Origin of the sequence: Candidatus Tisiphia endosymbiont of Nemotelus nigrinus (assembly GCF_964026475.1) — a bacterium.
Lineage (GTDB): Bacteria > Pseudomonadota > Alphaproteobacteria > Rickettsiales > Rickettsiaceae > Tisiphia.
Genome location: NZ_OZ032151.1, coordinates 1,112,849 through 1,133,241, shown reverse-complemented (window position 1 = coordinate 1,133,241; position 20,393 = coordinate 1,112,849). Strand labels below are relative to the sequence as shown.

Here is a 20,393-nt window from a genome sequence, read left to right as displayed (position 1 = left end):
ATTCATTCTGTATATAGGGTAGTTCCATACCATTATTGCGAGAAAGCGTAAGGCCGACGAAGCACTATTGATATTATTATTACTTTTATGGATTATTTCATCGACCTGAGGTCTTTCTTACAATGACGTTACCCTACTTAAAATATCTTCCTCTTCCAACTTTCGGCAGTTGTAAGCTACGTACAGGAATTTGAATAAAATCTAAGCTAAAAAATACTAGAGATAATACTCATTCAGCTAATTTTGAAATAAATGAAAATAGTACTTGCAAGTTTATAAGAATGTTGTATATACCGTAGCACACGGACAAAACATTGTCATGTATTAATTAACAAATTAATTTATTAGGAGAAAAGTTATGTTGGAAAAAATATCTAGAGAGGAAGCAAAGAAACTTATTGCATTAGGTTGGTATAAGGATTCATTAAATAAATTAGGATTTGATTCTTGGACTCCTTCTTGGACACGAGAAGAAGAGAAGATAAATTTTGTCATAACAGTTTATTCAGATAATTATTTAAGAAAACATCCTGGTAGAAAATATTCTGACGAAACAATCTCTTCACCCGTTGTTATTGAATCTAAAATTTCTTCTGATACCATCATTAAAGACACCAATAAAGAAACTGGCATTACTGCAACTGAAGCAACTATAGTTACAGAACCAGCAAGTGATAAGGAAAAAGTCATATTGAAACCTTCTGATACTTGTATTGCTGATACTGAAGTTGTTATTTCTGCAGCAAACGTAGATGCAAATTTATTAAGTAATAATGGAGAATCATCAGTATCTGTTAAGAAACTTGTCTCTTTCTTTGATAACATTATTAATAACATTCATGCTAGCATTCATCATGAAAAAACTAAAGATACAACATCAATTGTAAAATCAGAAAATTATAATGACAGTTCACCTGAAAAAAGCTCTTTTGTTGATGGCTATAATACTAGTGATATCTACGACAAAGTAGATTATGCTGGAGATATATCATTAGATACCAGCGTGCTTCCTCTTCTATAAACGTTTCAGTCGCATCTGTTATACGTCGGAATCTGATACTGAGTCAATTTCAGATTTTCGGCTGTTTATTTATGTTGAGATTCATATAAAATAACAGTTGGCAAGTTAGGAAATGTACTAGGTGTATAGTTAAGCAGCTTTTCCAACTGATAATACTCAGGATTTTACTATAGTTTTTCTTCAAGAAAAAGAGTATAATTTTGGGGATTGATTGTTCAACAATTCCATAAAACCATAATTATTCACTAAAGGAATATAAATATGTCAAAAAAAAACATTCACAGCCTTACTACTACCCAGCACTCAATATTTGATGCAATACAATCAGCTAATATACCGTTGATAAAACAATTATTGTCTAACCCTAACATTGATTTAACAGTACAGACCACTGCTCCGTTATGTATTACTGGACAGCAAGTAATGTCCAATACAAAACTTACACCTTTCTCTGCACTATGCGTATTGTATAGATGCTATCCAGATAAATCTATAGAAACATTAGAAGCGTTAAAGCAAATATCTGATATTTTTTCTTCAAAGAATACATATGCTGACCTTGTAGATTCACAGGGTTGCACAGAGTTTATGTGGGCTGTGTGGACAAAAAACCTTGATTTGATTAAAAAAGCCCATGATGTTATAAAAAAATGTAATAATAATTACGATTTTAATCAGCAAGATTACGGTGGTCGTACTGCTCTACATGTAGCGGTGCAAAATAATGTAGAAAAAGGAATTATTGAATATTTAATTAACGATGTAAAGATAAATGTAGATTTACAGGATTCTCAAGAAATTACTGTTTTATTTCAGGCTGCATTAGCACTAGGTAATGATTTGAAGCTTAATCCAAATACGAACCTGGTTGATGAGCTGCTAAAGGATGGGGCTAATCCTAATATACCATGCTATGGAAAACTTGTGCTATCTGCACTGTGTGAGCATATGTGGAGACTTAGGAAAGGATATTTAGATACTGATAATGCTTATACAAAGAAAAAATATGTGGAAGATATTAAAAAATATACACCTATAGTAACAAAGATAATAGAAAAAATAATACAAAGCGAAAAGTTTATTCCCGCTGCTAAAGATACTGCTACTGGCTTTTCAGCTGTACACTGGGTGTGTGAGTTAGGTAAGGAAGCTCCTACTCTTTTACAAAAGTTAAAAGAGCGTGGTGCTAATATAGATGCTGGTGATGTTAATGGACGTCCTACACTAAATTGGTATTCTGACTATAATATTCCTTCAATAGTAACAGAGCTGTTAAAGTCTAAAGCAAATGTAAATACACAAGCTGACAATGGTGAAACTGCACCACATGCTTTATTGTTAAATGCAAGTAAGATGAACTCTACTAAAGAAAAATTACCAACGTTAAAGCTTTTGTTAGATAGCAACAACGAGCCTCCTTTTGATCCATTTTTGGAGATGCAAGGTGCTACTGTTCAAGACTGCCTAAACTCAATAATGAAGAAGACCGTTGATACTAAACTAAAAAATGATCTAGAGAAGTGTCAAGAATTACTCGAGGAATATAGTGACTGGTATTGTCGTGAGGTAATGGTAGAACCGTTAGGGGCAGAATTTGCCAGTTTGGATATATATCAAATTTAGGTAGCTAGGAGTCTGTCGAAGAATATCAAATATCTTGAAAAATAAAAAAATTGACCGTACCCCCTACGGCTTGTTTTATAAAATTGATCATTAATTAGAGTAAATTTGCTATTCTCCGACAGACTCCTAGTCTCCCCGTCAGAAGTCTAGAATATAACAACTACTATATTTAAATGCAAAAGGTGTAATTCCTGCATAGGCAGGAGTCTGTAATACCTTAGGGCTTTTTAGATGTTGTTTTAGTTCCCTGCTTTTGCAGGGATGACAAACATTATTCTTTTGTTAAACTATAAAGCTCTGAAAATCCATAAGGTTTTTGACAAAATAAGGTGAAAATCTTATGGATTTTGATGTAATTTTTGACCACGAACATATATCATCTCTTATGTCTACAGCCTTTTTGACGGAGCGACTAGTTAACAAATCTTCATGCAAAAATTCTCTAAAAATCACCTTTTTATACCAAAAATTTACATCAAAAATCCTAAATTGCTAAGTTTTATACAGAAATTTTTGTTAATTTATTCTTAATTTTTGGCACTTCTAGCGGATCAACTTTCTATGCTAATTGGATTTCTAACATCTACTTATTTTTTCTTAACTCAATAGATAAAAAGAACAAACTAATGGATCAACAACAATCGACTATCAATAATGTTCAAGATACCAAGTAAAGAAAATAATTAAATTATTCATAATCTTATAGCTAGCCCGATTAGCATTATGTCGTCTATTAGCAAGCATGACAAAAAGCAGTCCACAAAAAATATAATAAGTAATTTGGACCAACTATCTTGAATACAATTCAATTACTAAATGTACTTCTGGTTCAAATGGGTACGGAACATCAGAAATTACTGGAACTCTAACAAACTTACCAGACAATGAATGGGCATCAAAATTTAAATAACCTGGCACGGTATTTTCCTGTTTGGTAGCTGTTTCAAGTATTACAGGAATTTGTTTTGCTGATTCCCTTAGCTCGATGACATCTCCTTCTTTTAGTCTCATGCTTGGTATATCAACCTTTTTACCATTTACCTTAATGTGACCATGCGTAACAAACTGTCTTGCAGCAAAAATCGTTGGAGCAATATTCATTCTGTATATAACAGCATCAAGCCTTCTTTCTAATAAGCCTATGAAGTTCTCACCAGTATTGCCTTTCATTTTTTGTGCAAGAGCAAAAGTATTTCTAAATTGTTTTTCATTAATCCGACCATAATGGCATTTAAGCTTTTGTTTAGCCTTCAAGTGTACGCCATAATCAGAAGTTTTAATCATACTATTCTGGCCATGTTGACCAGGACGGTAATTTCTTGTATTGAAGGCATCCTTGCTATCACCCCATAGGCTTACACCAAGTCTTCTACTCGCCTTATATTTAGAACTAATAATTTTTGTCACGCTCTATATCTCATAATTTTAGTATATAATTGTAGTATACATATTTAAGGCATTAAAGTCAAATCCTCATTTTTCAAATTATCTACTTTAAACTAATTTTAGGAAGGGGTATACTAAAAATAATTTGAATATAATCTTGCTAAAGATAAATAATCTTGTGGTGATAAATTTTCAGCCCGACAAGAATTATCAATTTTTAATTCTGCTAACAAATCCTCTATATGTGGCGTTAGTTTTTTCAAAGATGATTTAATCATTTTACGTCGCTTGCCAAATGCTAGTCTAGTGATTAGCTCAACTTTCTCTATTAATTCAGATGTTAACATATTGTTGTTACAAGGTATGAGTTTAACTATAGCAGAATGGACTTTTGGTGCAGGGTAGAAGGCTTGTGGATTAACATCAAAGCATTTTTCAACTGAACAAAGTAACTGAGATATTATTGATAATCTTCCGTAAGATTTTGTGCCAACTTTACCGCATATTCGGTCTACAACCTCTCTTTGCAGCATTAAAGTCATATTACTTATTAATGACGACTTTTTTAACCATTTTATGACTAACTCTGTACCTATTTGGTAAGGTAAGTTTGAAATGATAGTTATTTTGTTATGATTTAAGGTTGATAGCTCAAATTTAACAGCATCCGAATGAATAATATGCAGATTAGGAGACAATTCCCTTATTTCCATAAGTAAAGGTATGCATCTAACGTCAGTTTCAATGACCGTTAAAGATTTAGGGCGGCAGGCAAGAATAGCTCTAGTAAGCCCGGCTGTACCGGGACCAACTTCTAAGACAGAATCATGTTCTTTCAGCCCACTTACTCGAACTATTTTATCACATAGACTACTATCAAAAATGAAATTCTGACCATATTTCCTAATAGGAGTAATACCATGTTTGCTAGCATGCTTTGCAATTGAAGACAAGGTACTCAAATTATTTGAGATCACAAAGGAAGCATTATTTTGATATATGCTTTCTTACGCATATCTTCAAAGTATTTTTGTGCTTTTTGCGACATTTTTCTATTGGTTAGCAGATTCACTATGTAGTTATTTTCCTCGCTAGTAACATTAATTAGTTTCTTGTCACACATTAAGATTAATTTAAACCCATCTTGCATTTCGAAAACACTACTTTTTGCTCCTGTATTTAAATCTTTGATAATTGTCTGCAGCGTAGAATCTAGAGCACTTAGATTTTGATTAATTACCTCTAATGTAGAAAAATCTTTATATAAAGATTCTTTAATATCAGAACAATTTATAAGACGTTTTTGTAAATCACACATCTTCTGCAAAGTTTTATCATCTTTATCTTTTGAAGTAAAAATCTGTGCTGATATTTCTGCATCTTTAGAATTCGTCGCTAATATTATAGCATCAATTTCTTTTACACTAATAGCAACTGATCTCGAAATACCAGATAAAATATTCATTTTGATAATTTCGGCACCAATTTGATATTTAAAATTATTAATATCTACAGATTTACTCTTCAAAAACTGTAATAATTGCCCTTTTGCCATTTTGTTACGCTGCTCAATACTCTCTATATATTCATTTAACTCACTATCAGAGCTTTTTTTGCCTTTTACAGACTGATAAAGTAATACATCATCAATCATGCTGTTAATTGCCACCTTATCAAGCTGCTTATTTGTTTTAGGATCAGGATTAGAAATATTGTTAAGCGCCATGATCATGTGTTTCCTAGCTAGAAATTCATGTAAGGTAATTGGTTCATTATTAACAAATGCAACTATATTGGATAATTCTGCTTTTGCTATAGTTAGGTTAAAAATGATGGTAACTAAACAAAATAACTTCTTCATAATTTTAGACTCACATATTTAATATTTTTAAACCCACAGAAATAGTGGGGACAGCAGAAGCCTTTTTTATCCCTCTACTATTATCTCCCATATAAGTGTCTGAAAGTCTCCCAGCTATTCTAACACAATCGTTCAAGTATGTCACCTGGATACTCTTAGAAAGAATATTTATTTTGTTTTTTGACCAATCTACTCTCATATCATAAGCAACTGACCAATTCTCCGCTAATTGATAAGTGAAATTATAGTAAAGTTGTCTTATCTTATTACCAGTTAGTTCATTGGTAAAATAATATTTCTGTAAATTAGAAATTTGAACCAATCCAGCAGTTAACTGAATTGTCTTAAAATTAAGACTTCCACCTAATTCATCTCTAATTGGCTTAAAATCCTTACTTTTTCTAAATCTATAGAACAGTTCTATTTTATCAGAGAAACTACTAGAAATTCTGCCAACATTTTCAATATTATCAATAGATTTGTTATTAATAAGATTATTATTGTAGGTCTGTCCTAGGAATAAACTTGAATAATTTTGCTCTGAAAGTATAGAAGAATTAATTCCATAACTTAATCTATTGTCAAATTCATGATGATCTATACCACTATAGCGATTCGAACTAAATATATTATTTTCCGATAATTCATATTTTGATGGATCAATAAAAGAAAATTTCTTATTAGAATTATGTTTGCGTCCAATAGTCGCCGATATAATTGGTTCAATAAACAGGCTAGCTTTATCAAAGATTGATCCAGCTAATGGATAACGCCAAGTATTTTGAATTTCTGGTATATTCCTCGCAAGAACCTTGTTATGCCTAGAATTATTTGAATATAGGTGATTAATAAAATATATGTCTGATCTATTCCGTAAGGTAATATTAAATAAATGACCAGATGAAGTTAAAAAATTATTATCCACTGCTAGTTGTAGTGCAACTTGCCCCAGTTCTCTTCCGCTTCTTTCTTTATAAATTAATGCATTATTCTCAACGACTAGGTTAGTAGTTTCATTGTCATTTAAAGGTATAACATTCTTGGTTCTAATCCTAGGGAAAATTAATGGATTGGTGTTACTAGAATCATTTGTTCCCAACCCTTCAAAATACATCCCTTCCATCAATAAATAATTGTAATTATTGACATGTTCTAAATATAACTTAGAAGTCAAATATGGAGTATAATTATTATAATAGTTTTTTAAATAGGCTTTATCAGAAGTACGTTGTAACTTAAATCCATATCGATAATCATTTTTGGTGAAGTTACCATTGCTCAATAGATAATATGAGTTTACCTTAGTATTTTTTACCGTTATAGCACCATTCTTTAAGGAATATGGTACTTTACCATAGTTAGCATCTAAAGATATATAATCACTTTCATTTGGTTTGTAACGAGCTTCTAGTTCAAAAATTGTATATGTGTTATTATGTTTTTTCCAGAAAACCCTAGGAGTTAGAGTAAAATCTAGATTAGATTTAGCTCTATAATATAGTGGTATCCCTAAAGCACTATCATGCACTCCAGGTATCAATATTCCCGATTTTGCAGACGCCTTAGGTGTTGGATAAGAAAAATAGGGAGTAAAAAAGATTGGGATACCATATACCTCAAAAAATAGATGCTTATAAACCATTTTATTCTCATGTAAATCTATCTCTGTATTTTTTGCAGAAATTTGCCAAATAGGTTTTTGGTTGCATAGTATTTTACATGGAGTAAAGGTACTATTATGCAACCGAAAAACATCTTCATTTACTCTTTCCGCTACTTTTGACGCTAAAAGCGTATTATCACCAAAGTGTAAAACAAAGTCTGAAATTATTCCTGCCTTTAGCTTATCTTTTAATATGACGAATTCTCCCAAAATAACTTTATTTTGAACTCTATTTTGTTGTTCTGTAATTCTAACATTTCCCTCAGCCCAGAGCTGATCTTGTCTTATATCATAAATCAAGGAATTAGCTGTTAGAAAATAACTATCTAATATAATTTGAACATTACCTTTAGCATAAATAAATTGTTCCTTTTGGTTATATTCAATATAATCTGTTGACAAAAAGCTAAATCGCTTGTCTATTCCTTGCTGATCAACTTGTGCAAAACCACAAACCGGTAACAAAATAATGAGACTCAATAAATTGCAGAAAATTCGCATTTAAGATAATTTTTGAAGTAAGGTGGTATAATGCCAATATAAGAGCTAAATTTGCATAATTTGGCATTCTATAGCAATAACCTATTAATGTCTCTTGAAATATTTTACTAATTTTCAATTAAGTGACACTAGACACTTATATCATAATTTAAAGATATAAGTGTCTAGTTTTATTTTTTGCCGCTGCAACTTTTGGATTGCCACGTCGTCGCTTTGCGACTCCTCGCAATGACGTTTATGCATTTTCTAAAACAAATTTTTCTACCATTAATTGCGACTTTTAAATCGCCCTGCCCTTATAAGTCAATATAAATCATTGTTTACATTAACTTCAATATATATTATATTATACTTATAACTTACAATTGCTTCGTGGTGCTTATGCACTTATCGCAATTATGAGTTATAATAGACGCATACGTCATTGCAAGCTGATATAATTAAATTCAATGATTGTAGCAATGGAAAAATAACACCTAATTTATTGTATTCAAGTAAAAAATAGGCGTTTATTCGTGGTGTTTGCTTGGAAAAATTTTTGCATATACTCAAATGATTTGAAGAATTGGATTTGAAAATGAGGGGCGAGTACACGCAGCGTATTATAAGCACGTGAGTATGCGAGTCCCTGATATTTTCAAAAAACAATTCTTTAAATCATTTGAGTATGCCTTGACTATATCCTATTATTAGTTTAATAATGTAAGTAATTTTTATTATTTATTAGCAATTGAATAAATGTGGATTGCCACAACCACTACGTGGTTTCGCTAGACACTGTTAACAAAGCTTATTTGATTGATGAATTAATGGATTTTTTAGCGAAAATTAATAAGATTTTTGCCGAAATAGTATACCTATTTCAAAAAAACCTTATAATTTGCAGCAAAAAAGACTTTATTCACCGATTAAGTAAGCTTTGTTAACAGTTTCTAATAGCGTCTTGTACTTTTCTGCAATTTTTAAATTGTCGTGGGGGTTATGCGTAAGGTGAGCTGATAAAATATTTATAGGTAATAATAGGCTCTAAAACATGATAAAATGTACTCGCAAAATTGAATTTGATGCAGGTCATAGGGTGATCGGGCATGAAAATAAGTGTCAATTTCTACACGGTCATCGTTATGTCCTTGAAGTTACAGCTGGATCTGATGTGGTCGATAATCTTGGCATGGTGGTAGATTTTAGTTACATAAAATCGGTAATAAAAAATTGGACAGATGATAATTTTGATCATAATCTTATATTACATCAAGATGATAGAGAGATAGGTGATAGAATATGTAGTTGGACTGGTCAAAAAATATATTATATGCCACAAAATCCAACAGCAGAGAATATAGCATTACACTTAAAATTGGATATCTTGCCAAAATTATTTACTAATAGTTCTTTTTTTATTACAAAAGTCAAATTATTTGAAACACCTAATTGCTTTGTTGAGGTATAAGTGGTACAAAGATGTTGTGTAATTTTAACTACGACCGATAACCAACAGGTAGTAGACAAGCTAACCATTAGTTTGTTGGAAGCAAATCTATCTGCTTGCATACAAGTAGACAATATAGTCAGCTATTTTAAATGGGAAGGCAAGATATCTTCTGTACCAGAATATCGTATTGTAGTAAAAGCCAAGTCTGATAACTACAATGCAATAGAAAAGATGATTATTGATATGCACAATTATGATCTTCCACAAATAATAAAGCTCGATATTCAAGATGGGCTACCGGCGTATTTAAACTGGGTAACTCAAAGTATCTAATTTTAAGAGAGTGTTTATTAGAGCTAAAATTTACTCAGTTATAGTAAAAATGAGTTGTATTATTGTATAGCTAACCCAACTAACATTACTCCGTCATTGCGAGGAGCTACTTAATAGTAGCGACGAAGCAATTTTTGTGTCATCCCTACGAATGTAGGGAGCTAGACACTGTTAACAAAGCTTATTTGATTGATGAATTAATGGATTTTTTAGTGAAAATTAATAAGATTTTTGCCGGAATAATATAGCTATTTCAAAAAAATCTTATAATTTGTAGCAAAAAAGACTTTATTCACCAGTTGAATAAGCTTTGTTAACAGTGTCTAGATTCCCGCCTACGCGGGAATGACATCGTACAATTGCTTAGTCAACCTTAGTTCTCCTCGCAACGATGGAGTAATGTTAGTTGAGTTAGCTATAATACAGCTGCTTTTTACTATAAACAGTCATATGAAATCAGCAAAATAAGTTTAATCAAAACACTCTTTAATTTAATTAAGTATAATAATGAAATTATGGAAAAAAGTTACATTGGGATTAATCTTGGGTATATTGTTTGGTATATATTTTCCTGAATATGTATCTTACATAAAACCGGTAGGAGATATTTTCCTGCGTTTGATCAAAATGATTATTGCTCCTTTAATATTTTTTAGTTTAGTATCTGGTATAACTAGTATGAGTGACCCTGCTTCTCTTGGTAGAGTAGGGCTAAAGGCGGTTGTAGCTTTTTTAGGCACTACCTTCTTTGCCGTAGTTTTTGGTATTACAGTTGCACTTATATTAAAACCGGGACATGGTGTACACATTAATTTTGATGTTGCACAGAATATTTCACAAGATAAATCCTTTAATATATTTAATTTCTTTGTAAATATTGTACCTGAAAATGTAGTGGGTTCCTTTGCCAATTCTAATGTTTTGCAAATTGTATTCTTTGCAATATTTTTTGGACTTGTACTAAATAAAATGGATGTTAGTGCTACACCGATTAAGAATTTATTTCACATATTATCAAAAATAGTGTTAAAAATGATCTCCATGATCATTCAACTTTCGCCATATGGTGCATTTGCTTTAACGGCTTGGATAGTTGGCACGCAGGGCTTTGATGTAATGATTAGCTTGTCCAGATTAGTTGCTGCGGTAGTTATTGCCATGATATGTCAATATGGTATTTTTGGTATGCTAATTTATCTGTTCTGTCGAATATCACCACTACCTTTTTATAGAAAAAGTCTAGAATATCAGGTGCTTGCCTTTTCTACTTCTAGTAGTAAGGCAACGCTTGCCACCACTATGCAAGTTTGTCGCGAACGACTAGGTATATCTGAATCTAGTACTTCTTTTGTACTACCTCTTGGTGCATCGATAAATATGGATGGTTTTGCAATAAATTTAGCTCTTACTACCATATTTTTTGCTCAAATGATGGGTGTAGATTTAGCATTACATGATTATTTAGTCATTATCATTACCTCAACTCTTGGCTCTATAGGTGGAGCTGGTATTCCAGGGGCTTCTTTAATAATGCTACCTATGGTGCTGTCTTCAATTAATTTACCGATTGAAGGGGTTGCTATAATTGCTGGAATTGATAGGATATTAGATATGTTACGTACGACTATTAATATTACAGGTGATGCAACAATTACCTTGATTATCGATAATAGCGAAGGTACTCTGGATAAAGATACATATAATTCGGTGTAAAATATTAGAATTTTAGTATTAGTGGGCAACAAAAAATATGATAAAGTAGTATGATAAAATTGAGGATGTATGACTATAGAAAATGTTGAGTTAAAAATAGGTGATAAAATTTTTAATTTACCAATAAAAAGAGCCTCGTTTGGTCAAGATGTTATTGATGTTAGCAGTATATATTCATTAACAGGCTATTTCACTTACGATCCTGGCTTTATGTCTACAGCAGCTTGTAAATCAGCTATGACTTATATAGATGGTGATCAGGGGATATTGAGATATCGGGGATATGATATTAAAACATTAGCGGAAAAAAGTAATTTCTTAGAGGTAGCCTATTTGCTGCTAAATGGTGAATTACCAACTATCAATCAATATAAATCTTTTTCCCAGAAGATTACGCATCATTCTTTGATTAATGAGCGGCTTAGAAATTTATTTATGGCTTTTTGCCCCTCGGCTCATCCCATGGCAATTATGCTAGCTGTAGTAGGATCTTTATCTGCATTTTATCCAGATTTTTTTAATATAGAAGAAAATGAACGTGAATTGATTGCTATTAGAATGATTGCCAAAATGCCAACTATTGCAGCAATGGCATATAAATATTCAATAGGACAACCCTTTATCTATCCTGATAATAGTTTGGATTTTACTGAAAATTTTCTCTATATGATGTTTTCAACACCTTGTGAGAAATACAAGGTAAGTCAGGTGGTAAAAAATGCCTTAGATAAAATATTTATCCTCCATGCTGACCACGAGCAGAATGCTTCTACTTCGACAGTACGTTTAGCCGGATCATCCGGAGCTAATCCATTTGCTTGTATCAGTACTGGCATAGCTTCTTTATGGGGTCCAGCACATGGTGGAGCTAATGAGGCAGTAATTAATATGCTGAAAGAAATTGGTACCATAAACCGTATTCCAGAATATATCGCAAGGGCAAAAGATAAAAATGATCCGTTCCGATTAATGGGTTTTGGTCACCGAGTTTATAAAAGTTATGATCCAAGAGCAATTGTACTTAGAGAGACTTGCAAAGAAGTATTGGATGAGTTAGGAAACCGTAATAACCCCTTACTACAAATCGCTACTGAGCTTGAAAAAATTGCTCTCAGTGACCAATATTTTATCGATCGCAAACTTTATCCGAATGTCGATTTTTATTCCGGTATTATTTATCAAGCTATGGGTATACCATCACAGATGTTTACAGTACTATTTGCTATGGCAAGAACTGTCGGTTGGATGGGGCAATGGAAAGAGATGCATGAGGATCCAGAACAAAAAATTAGCAGACCCCGGCAATTATATACTGGGTATGTACAAAGAGAATTTATGCCTTATGATAAAAGATAGCTAACCCTTTGAGGCCCTAGGTTCTTATATCTTTAAATTATGATATAAGAACCTAGGAGGCTGCCTGCAATAACTAAAGTAATTCTATATTTGGCTCTTTTTGGCTGCTAATAAACAGGATTTTCTTGAAATAGGTACACATCCTATCAAAAATCCTATTTATTTTCGCCTAAAAATAGCTCAAAATATAATTAATTAGTTATCTCCGACAGCCTCCTAGATAACTCCTTTGTCATTGCAAGAATACGTAGTATATTAGGGTAATATTATGGCAACTCGAGCAAATTCATTTTCTAACTTAGTTTTAAGATTTTTATATTGAGAAGTTTTTAATTCTTCTTGGGTAATCAAGCTCTGTTTTATGGTTATTATATCTGTGAATATAGTATCTTTATTCTGATATTTACATGATCTATTTACATATATCCAAGGAGTATCAATCTCAAAGTTTAATTTTTTACAGTCTTTAACTATAATATTTTTTATAGTCATACATTTCTTATTAGTTTCAGGTATCCCTATAAAGATATCTGATATTTGGTCAAAAGCTATATCAGTGATATCCTCCATTCTACTACTAGACCTTAAACTTAAAGCAGCTCCCATATTTGTTTTGGAAATTCTATTTCTTTGCTGTAATGCATATTTGATTGTAAGATCCTTGACAATACGAGAAGTAAGATCAGGTAATTCTAAGAATTTTTTATCTTCTTCATTCAGATATTCTCCACTCAACATGCGGAAAGCAGAATCCTTCAACTGTTCAGTTGAAGCATATAACCCCTGACCGCTTAGATTTAGTGATGTTTCTCCCTTGAAATCAAGCTGACCAGATACCTTTACAATATTATTTTGTATAACTAATTCATTGCGTAATATAGTTTGTGAATTTTCAGGCTGTATAGAGGCAATCTTGGTATAACCGGCTTCTTGAATATCTAATACCAGTGCTATCTTATTAGCAATATCTGGGAACACCCCTTGTGCCATACTAACAAGATTTGTTGGATCAATCCAATATGCTTTACCATTTTTATTAGTTACTTTAAGCATCACATGATTAAAATTCCCTATGTTAGGTAAGGAATTTGGGTTAGAAAAATTAGTAACACCTCTCATTACCAAAATAGGTTGAACTTTATAATCAAGTTTCTGCAAGATAGCAGCGGTACTTGCAGAAAAATCTTTACAATCGCCAATTTGTGAACTAGCTATTTTTTCTAAGTCTCTAGGGAAATAACGACCCGATACTGTCCGCCAATCTCCCATATATTGAATTTTTTCATTCAACGAAGAAGTGACAAAATTAATTTTTTCTTCGTCAGTATTCTTATCTATGGCAGATTCCGCTATATTCATAAAAATTGCAGGAAGTGGTTGATTAATTACACTGGAATACCCAGGAGCAAGTTGTTTAGCCAAATCTTGCCATTTGGTTAAACTTGATAAGGATACCCAAGTAGAATGTTTGATATTTAATATGCCATTATTTGGTTCATTTGTTAGGGCGTTGTAAACAGGTTTTTCTAAGATAATTTCTGCCGAATGAAAATCACTTTCAGCGTCTTTAATAACTTTTAATACGCCCTTTGGATCGTTTACTTTAATATTTAAAGGTAATTTGGAATTAATCTTAGTGTGACTTGCCTTAAAATAACTGTTCATACCGTAAGATATAGTAGCACCATAAAAGTTATCTACAGGCACTTTTGTTTCAACATATTTATATTTTAAATATATTTCAGCTCCAAGCTCTGCTTTAGGAAATGATATGGTTATTTGTTTTAATTGATCAAAACCTTTGCCAGGGCAAGCTAGTGGTTTATCTTCAATCATATCTTTAGTAACTATATATTCTTGTCCTTGATAAATAGTTTTAGCTTCTAATATAGAAATTGAAGAACTATTCTCATTATAAGTTAAGCGATATTGGGAGAAAGCATCGCGACCTGATTCTTTTAGTATTTTTGCATGCATTTCCGTTATGTTTTCAGAAGTGCCATCTTGGTTAATATTAATATCGTCATTATAAAATTTAATCTCAATAGGGGCATCTTCATAGCTACTCCATCTAGCTTGAGCGGAGTGGTTTATTAAAAATACTAATAATACTAGGTGAAGGAAAAATTTAAAATAACTCATTGTAATAATTTTATAGGAAGCTAGCTGCTAGTTGTAAAAAAATCGATAAATCAAATTCCAAATATCAAGGATGATTAGTAGCAAAAATCACAAAGTTTAGCAAGATAAAAATTAAATAAAGACGACTTTGTATAGCTAACCCGACTAACATTACTCCCTATTCACAAACTTTTATCTCCCACATTATTGAATGAATAGAGGCACTGTGCTAAAATGTCTGTTATTTTAAAGAAAAATATAAAATCTATGTATATTTTCTTATCCATTGTTGACAATTATTAAGAAAAAGAGTACTATGCTCATTGAGTTTAATAATTAACTCTTTAATAGCATAAAAACCTTATACTAGTAGATTATTTGGTTTAATTTCTATGGAAGAGTTGCGAATTAAGTTCAGATGAAGTAACTCTATACTAAAAGGTTTTTATGACTACTAAAGTAGGTAAGGTCAAATGGTTTAATACAACCAAGGGCTTTGGTTTTATTCAACCAGATGATGGTGGGAGTGACGTTTTTGTCCACATCTCAGCTGTAGAGCGTGCCGGGATTCGTAATCTTAATGGGGGTCAAAGTATAGGATTTGATCTAGAAGACAATAAGGGGAAAATTTCCGCTGTTAATCTGCAAATAAAGTAATATTTATTTAAAACTACAAGCAACTACTCAAAATTTATGAGTGGTTATTAAACTAGTGAATTTTGGGTAGTATCATCTTTTTATACACTTTGTGCATTATCTTTTGTAATTCAGTGTTCACTGTAAGTAAAGCTGTAACTTTATTGGACTATTTAAGTATACTCGAATGATTTGGGGAAATGGATTTGAAAAATAATTTTTCAAAGCAAAAGAGTATGCATTTTCTGTTGTATTTATAATTACAGCCGCTTTTACTATGCAAATTAATTAATAACCCGCTTTATAACATAAGAACTTAATCATAAACTTATTCTTTTTTTAAAGGTATAGAATATTGTTTACTCAGATGCTTTGAAGAGTTGGAATATATAATTACGTTTTACCTTCCAATTCTTTAGACACTTCTAAGAAACTGCACATATTTTGGTAGTTTCTTCCATTTTGTTACGTGGTGCGTAGCACCAATGTTTAGGCTTATATCATAATTTAAAGATATAAGCGCCAAAAGCATTTGAGTGTTTTTAATTTAAGATAAATAATATTTATAATATTGGATTTAATAATGAAAAATTTTAATTTACCAAACGAAGTGATTATATCACTTGAACAGATGAACATCACCTCTCCTACGGAAATTCAAAGAGAGGCTATACCGATCGCGATGCAAGGTAGTGATATTCTTGCTTCTAGTCAAACTGGTTCGGGTAAGACCCTTGCCTATTTACTACCAATCGTCAATTCTTTTATACAGACTAAATCAATGGCATTGGTACTTGTACCAACTCGGGAATTAGCTAGTCAAGTACGCACTACTTTAACTAATGTGACTACTCAAATTAAGCTTCCCAGTGCGGTCTTAATAGGAGGTGAACCAATGCATAAACAATTTATGCAGCTAAAGGCAAATCCTAAAGTTGTAATTGGAACACCTGGTCGTATTATAGATCACTTACTGCGTGGTAGCTTAAAATTAAATACAGTTCAATTAGTTGTACTTGATGAGATGGACAGAATGCTTGACATGGGTATGAAAGAGCAGTTGGAAGAAATAAATAAATATATACCTGAAAAACGGCAGGTTTTAATGTTTTCAGCAACTATGCCAAAACATATTATTGCACTATCGCAAAAATATGTGAGCAATCCTAAACGTATTACTATCGGATCAAATACTCAGGCTGCCTCTCAAATAAAACAAGAAACTTTGCGTGTTTCTGATAAAGAAAAGTTTCCTGAGCTTATCAAACAACTAAATCAACGAGATGGTTCTATAATTATTTTTGTAAAAACTAAGCGTGGGGCTGATCAGTTGGCAAAAATGTTAAAGTTTGAAGACCATAAGGCTGAAGCTATCCATGGTGATTTGACGCAAGGTAGAAGGGATCGTGTAATTGCATCGTTTCGCTCTTCTCGTCATAGAATTATGGTGGCAACAGACGTTGCCGCTCGTGGCTTAGACATACCCCATACACAGCATGTTATCAATTATGACTTACCAATGTCTCCAGAAGATTACTTGCATAGAATAGGTAGAACTGGTAGAGCGGGGCTTTCAGGCTGTGCATTATCCTTCATTTCGCCAGAAGATAATATCAGGTGGAAAGCTATTGATCGTCTAATGAATCAAGGTGAAAGTACTTCAAGAGAAGAAATGACAGGACGTAAGAACCGTAGAAGACCATTTAATGGTAATAATAGCAACAATAGTGCTAGAAAAAGTTATTTTCCTCGTAATAATAACGATAGAAAGCTTTATGCTGGTCGTCCTAGAAGTAGCAGAGCGTCCTAACACTACAGTTGTAGATTTCAAAAACTAGAAACCATATTGTAAAGAAAACCCTCAAATTTTCTATAATTTATTCAGTTTACAACTGTAGTGCTAGGTTATAAGAACGAACAACCGTCATCGCGAGCCACGAAGTGGCGTGGCGATCCAAATAAACAACGTGCTGTTGCAACTTTTGGATTGCTTCGTCGTCTAAAGTGGCTTCTCGCAATAACGGTTAGAGACTTTGTTTTAGACACTGTTAACAAAGCTTATTTAATTGGTGAATTAATGGATTTTTTAGCGAAAATTAATAAGATTTTTGCCGGAATAGTATACCTATTTCAAAAAAATCTTATAATTTGCAGCAAAAAAGACTTTATTCACCAATTAAATAAGCTTTGTTAACAGTGTCTAAATAGTTTTGGTTGAAATTGGTCTTTACATCCTATTATAATTGATGTATCATATGAATGCTACTTTTGTAGCTATTGTAATAAACGTGATTTAGAATAGAGGTTGCGGACCCGGGGGCGGTACCCGGCGCTTCCACCAAGAAAGTTGAGATATATTTTGTAATAAAAACTTTATGGGGGCGAAATAGGATCGACGTGCTTAATAAAAAAATTATCTTTACTCGGTATAATTCCGCCGGACCTTGTGTCGTTGGGTTAAAAAAAAGAAACGCAAATGATAATAAACGTTTCGTAGGAAATGAAGCTCTAGCAGCTGCTTAATCCTACGCGGTTAAGGGGCTTAACCGGGCAACAGAAAAAGCCCCACTATAATAATTAGATTGGATTAACTACTGGTAAATTGTCATTCTTAGCAACAACGGGAATCTAATATACCTACTTTCGCAAGGTTAACATAAAATAGGATTGCTTCGTCACTACTGTAAGTAGCTCCTTGCTAATAAACGCCAATTTACTATGACTAAATACTAATCAGGTTAGCTATAGAGTATTATTTTATTTATTTTATAACTATGAACAACTCATATCAACAATTTCTTAATGAATGTATGTTAGAATTTGTAAAAAAGATTCTTGCAAGAGTTCATGTGGATAAGTTGCAGATGAATCAACTTTTGTATATTTCTTATAGAACTGATAACCCTGCTGTAATCTTATCTTCTAGGATAAAAGAACGCTATCCAAAAGAAATAACTATAGTAATGCAATATCAATTTGAAGATTTAACTGTAGGGAGTAATGGATTCTCTGTAACGGTTAGTTTTGATGGCATCAAAGAAACGATCAACGTACCATTTGATTCTCTGATCAGTTTTGTTGATCCTAATAGTGGTTATAGCCTAAAATTTAAACCAAAAATAATTAAATCTAATCAATTATCAGACACAAAAAAAAGAGAAACAATTAAGGGGGATGTTGATTCTAGAAGTAAATCTAATTCAGCAGATAATATAATAGTTTTGGATAAATTTCGAAAACCCCGTAAGCCCGTGTAAAACTTATGAATTCTAGATGACAATGTACTGCTCCTGAATTAAAAATATGTAGTCATCCTGAATTTATTTCAGGATCTTTTGGTGTGTAAGTATATCCTGAAACAAGTTCAGGATGAGCAAAATGATTCGCAATAAGTACAGTAATATCGATGAATCTACAAAACTTCAATATTCTAAAGAGTCAAGCTTCTCTACCAAAAGTTATTATATACACTGATGGAGCTTGTTCAGGTAACCCTGGACCGGGTGGTTGGGGAGCATTGTTACAGTTTAATGGAGTTTGTAAGGAGATATTTGGTCATGAACTACACACCACTAATAACCGCATGGAAATGACAGCAGCAATTGAAGCGTTAAAAATTCTTAAAAAATCATGCTGTGTAGAACTTTATACAGATAGTAAATATTTACAGCTTGGAATAACTCAGTGGATTAACACATGGATAAAAAATAACTGGCATAAAAACAACAATGATCCTATCAAGAATGTTGATTTATGGAAAAAATTGTACGACGAGCTAGGTAAACACTCTATTATTTGGAGTTGGATTAAAGGTCATGGTAATAATGAAGGTAATGAGATAGCTGATAGACTAGCTGCAAAGGGAAAAGAAACTGCTATAAAAATACTCAAATGTCATTCATAGATAATTTTTTTATACCTATTTTCTCCAGAAGAATTGGAAAAGATCAATTTGGCAACAAATATTACGAAAGTAAAAAGCTGGATTATTTAGGGCAGGCTAGAAGACAGGTGGTTTATAAAGGTAAAGTAGAAGCATCAAAAGTTCCGCCTATGTGGCATGCTTGGCTACATTATATGATCAATGAAGTGCCAATCAATAATGGTAAATTCGATTGGCAACAAGATTATCTTCCTAATATTACTGGTACTAGTTTGTCACATAAGCGAGTAAAAAATACTACAACCAAAACTGAATATAATAGGTGGCAACCTTTAGGTAAATCAAAATAATGAAACAGAATATTATAGAAACTTTAGTTGGCTTTATAGTAATATTAGTTGCTATAGGCTTTTTTATTTTTGCTTATAAAATTGGTAACTCATCAAGAATCGAATCTGGGTATACGCTTAAAGCAAATTTCCAAAATGCTGAGGGGGTAGTTAAGGGAAGTGACGTGATGTTAGCTGGTGTAAAAATAGGATCAGTAACCAACATAACTCTAGATAAAACTAGTTTCTTTGCTTTATTAACAATTTGCATCAATAATGATATAAAATTGCCTAAAGACACTAGTGTAGCAATAGTTACAAGCGGAATATTTGGTAGTAGATATATATCAGTAACCCCTGGTTCATCTGAGGAAAATTTGGCAATAGGCGAACAAATAAAACACACCCAGTCGGCGGTTAATATTGAATCCCTGATAGGTAAGTTAATTTATTCCTTTGGTAGTAAAAATAAATAATATTAAAATCCTATTAGTGTACATTGCAAATTAGTGTATAATTGTAGTGATAAGGGTTA

18 protein-coding genes and 1 other RNA gene are annotated in these 20,393 nt (G+C 32.2%); 14 read left to right on the top strand and 5 right to left on the bottom strand.

What is annotated here, in order from left to right:
- Positions 1 to 358: 358 nt before the first annotated feature.
- Positions 359 to 1,021 (top strand): hypothetical protein, encoded by a 663-nt coding sequence (locus AAGD39_RS05365; protein ID WP_341756357.1) that lies wholly within the window; start codon positions 359 to 361, stop codon positions 1,019 to 1,021.
- 261 nt (positions 1,022 to 1,282) lie between these two features.
- Complete coding sequence (locus AAGD39_RS05360; protein WP_341756356.1) at positions 1,283 to 2,644, top strand: ankyrin repeat domain-containing protein; 1,362 nt, start codon at positions 1,283 to 1,285, stop codon at positions 2,642 to 2,644.
- 789 nt (positions 2,645 to 3,433) lie between these two features.
- Here AAGD39_RS05360 and rpsD read toward each other — a convergent pair.
- The 4 genes from rpsD to AAGD39_RS05340 form a co-directional block, all read right to left on the bottom strand.
- Positions 3,434 to 4,051, bottom strand: coding sequence for a 30S ribosomal protein S4 (gene rpsD / locus AAGD39_RS05355; protein WP_341756355.1), 618 nt, complete (start codon positions 4,049 to 4,051; stop codon positions 3,434 to 3,436).
- Positions 4,052 to 4,164: 113 nt separating this feature from the next.
- Positions 4,165 to 4,983, bottom strand: a complete 819-nt coding sequence (gene rsmA / locus AAGD39_RS05350; protein WP_341757243.1) for a 16S rRNA (adenine(1518)-N(6)/adenine(1519)-N(6))-dimethyltransferase RsmA — start codon at positions 4,981 to 4,983, stop codon at positions 4,165 to 4,167.
- 20 nt (positions 4,984 to 5,003) lie between these two features.
- Complete coding sequence (locus tag AAGD39_RS05345; RefSeq protein ID WP_341756354.1) at positions 5,004 to 5,891, bottom strand: SurA N-terminal domain-containing protein; 888 nt, start codon at positions 5,889 to 5,891, stop codon at positions 5,004 to 5,006.
- 10 nt (positions 5,892 to 5,901) lie between these two features.
- A complete protein-coding gene (locus AAGD39_RS05340; protein ID WP_341756353.1) occupies positions 5,902 to 8,055 on the bottom strand; it encodes an LPS-assembly protein LptD in 2,154 nt (717 codons plus the stop codon).
- Positions 8,056 to 9,088: 1,033 nt separating this feature from the next.
- Here AAGD39_RS05340 and AAGD39_RS05335 point away from each other — a divergent pair.
- The 4 genes from AAGD39_RS05335 (at position 9,089) to AAGD39_RS05320 (ending at position 12,889) form a co-directional block, all read left to right on the top strand.
- Positions 9,089 to 9,505 (top strand): 6-pyruvoyl trahydropterin synthase family protein, encoded by a 417-nt coding sequence (locus AAGD39_RS05335; protein ID WP_341756352.1) that lies wholly within the window; start codon positions 9,089 to 9,091, stop codon positions 9,503 to 9,505.
- On the top strand, positions 9,506 to 9,820 hold the full coding sequence (gene cutA / locus AAGD39_RS05330) for a divalent-cation tolerance protein CutA (RefSeq protein ID WP_341756351.1): 315 nt from the start codon (positions 9,506 to 9,508) through the stop codon (positions 9,818 to 9,820).
- A gap of 507 nt (positions 9,821 to 10,327) precedes the next feature.
- Entirely contained in the window at positions 10,328 to 11,533 is a 1,206-nt protein-coding gene (locus AAGD39_RS05325) for a dicarboxylate/amino acid:cation symporter (RefSeq protein ID WP_341756350.1), read from the top strand.
- 69 nt (positions 11,534 to 11,602) lie between these two features.
- Entirely contained in the window at positions 11,603 to 12,889 is a 1,287-nt protein-coding gene (locus AAGD39_RS05320) for a citrate synthase (RefSeq protein WP_341756349.1), read from the top strand.
- A gap of 255 nt (positions 12,890 to 13,144) precedes the next feature.
- On the opposite strand, the gene AAGD39_RS05315 is transcribed toward AAGD39_RS05320, so the two are convergent.
- Entirely contained in the window at positions 13,145 to 15,031 is a 1,887-nt protein-coding gene (locus tag AAGD39_RS05315; RefSeq protein ID WP_341756348.1) for a DUF3857 domain-containing protein, read from the bottom strand.
- Positions 15,032 to 15,457: 426 nt separating this feature from the next.
- Between AAGD39_RS05315 and AAGD39_RS05310 the strand changes: the two genes are divergently transcribed.
- From AAGD39_RS05310 to mlaD, 8 genes are all read left to right on the top strand, one after another.
- Positions 15,458 to 15,667 (top strand): cold-shock protein, encoded by a 210-nt coding sequence (locus AAGD39_RS05310; RefSeq protein WP_341756347.1) that lies wholly within the window; start codon positions 15,458 to 15,460, stop codon positions 15,665 to 15,667.
- A gap of 562 nt (positions 15,668 to 16,229) precedes the next feature.
- On the top strand, positions 16,230 to 17,456 hold the full coding sequence (locus AAGD39_RS05305; protein ID WP_341756346.1) for a DEAD/DEAH box helicase: 1,227 nt from the start codon (positions 16,230 to 16,232) through the stop codon (positions 17,454 to 17,456).
- Between the two features lie 87 nt (positions 17,457 to 17,543).
- Complete coding sequence (locus tag AAGD39_RS05300; protein WP_341756345.1) at positions 17,544 to 17,840, top strand: hypothetical protein; 297 nt, start codon at positions 17,544 to 17,546, stop codon at positions 17,838 to 17,840.
- Between the two features lie 28 nt (positions 17,841 to 17,868).
- Positions 17,869 to 18,216, top strand: a transfer-messenger RNA (tmRNA) gene (ssrA, locus tag AAGD39_RS05295).
- A gap of 204 nt (positions 18,217 to 18,420) precedes the next feature.
- Positions 18,421 to 18,903: a ClpXP protease specificity-enhancing factor SspB gene (locus AAGD39_RS05290; RefSeq protein WP_341756344.1), complete on the top strand. Its 483-nt coding sequence runs from the start codon at positions 18,421 to 18,423 to the stop codon at positions 18,901 to 18,903.
- Between the two features lie 149 nt (positions 18,904 to 19,052).
- Positions 19,053 to 19,550 (top strand): ribonuclease HI, encoded by a 498-nt coding sequence (gene rnhA / locus AAGD39_RS05285; RefSeq protein ID WP_341756343.1) that lies wholly within the window; start codon positions 19,053 to 19,055, stop codon positions 19,548 to 19,550.
- The gene (locus AAGD39_RS05280) at positions 19,538 to 19,879 is read left to right on the top strand and encodes an NADH-ubiquinone oxidoreductase subunit NDUFA12 family protein (protein WP_341756342.1); all 342 of its coding nucleotides are present in this window, start codon (positions 19,538 to 19,540) and stop codon (positions 19,877 to 19,879) included. The genes rnhA and AAGD39_RS05280 overlap by 13 nt, the downstream gene beginning before the upstream one ends.
- Entirely contained in the window at positions 19,879 to 20,334 is a 456-nt protein-coding gene (gene mlaD, locus AAGD39_RS05275; protein ID WP_341756341.1) for an outer membrane lipid asymmetry maintenance protein MlaD, read from the top strand. Before AAGD39_RS05280 ends, mlaD begins: the two co-directional genes overlap by 1 nt.
- The last annotated feature ends 59 nt before the right edge of the window (positions 20,335 to 20,393 follow it).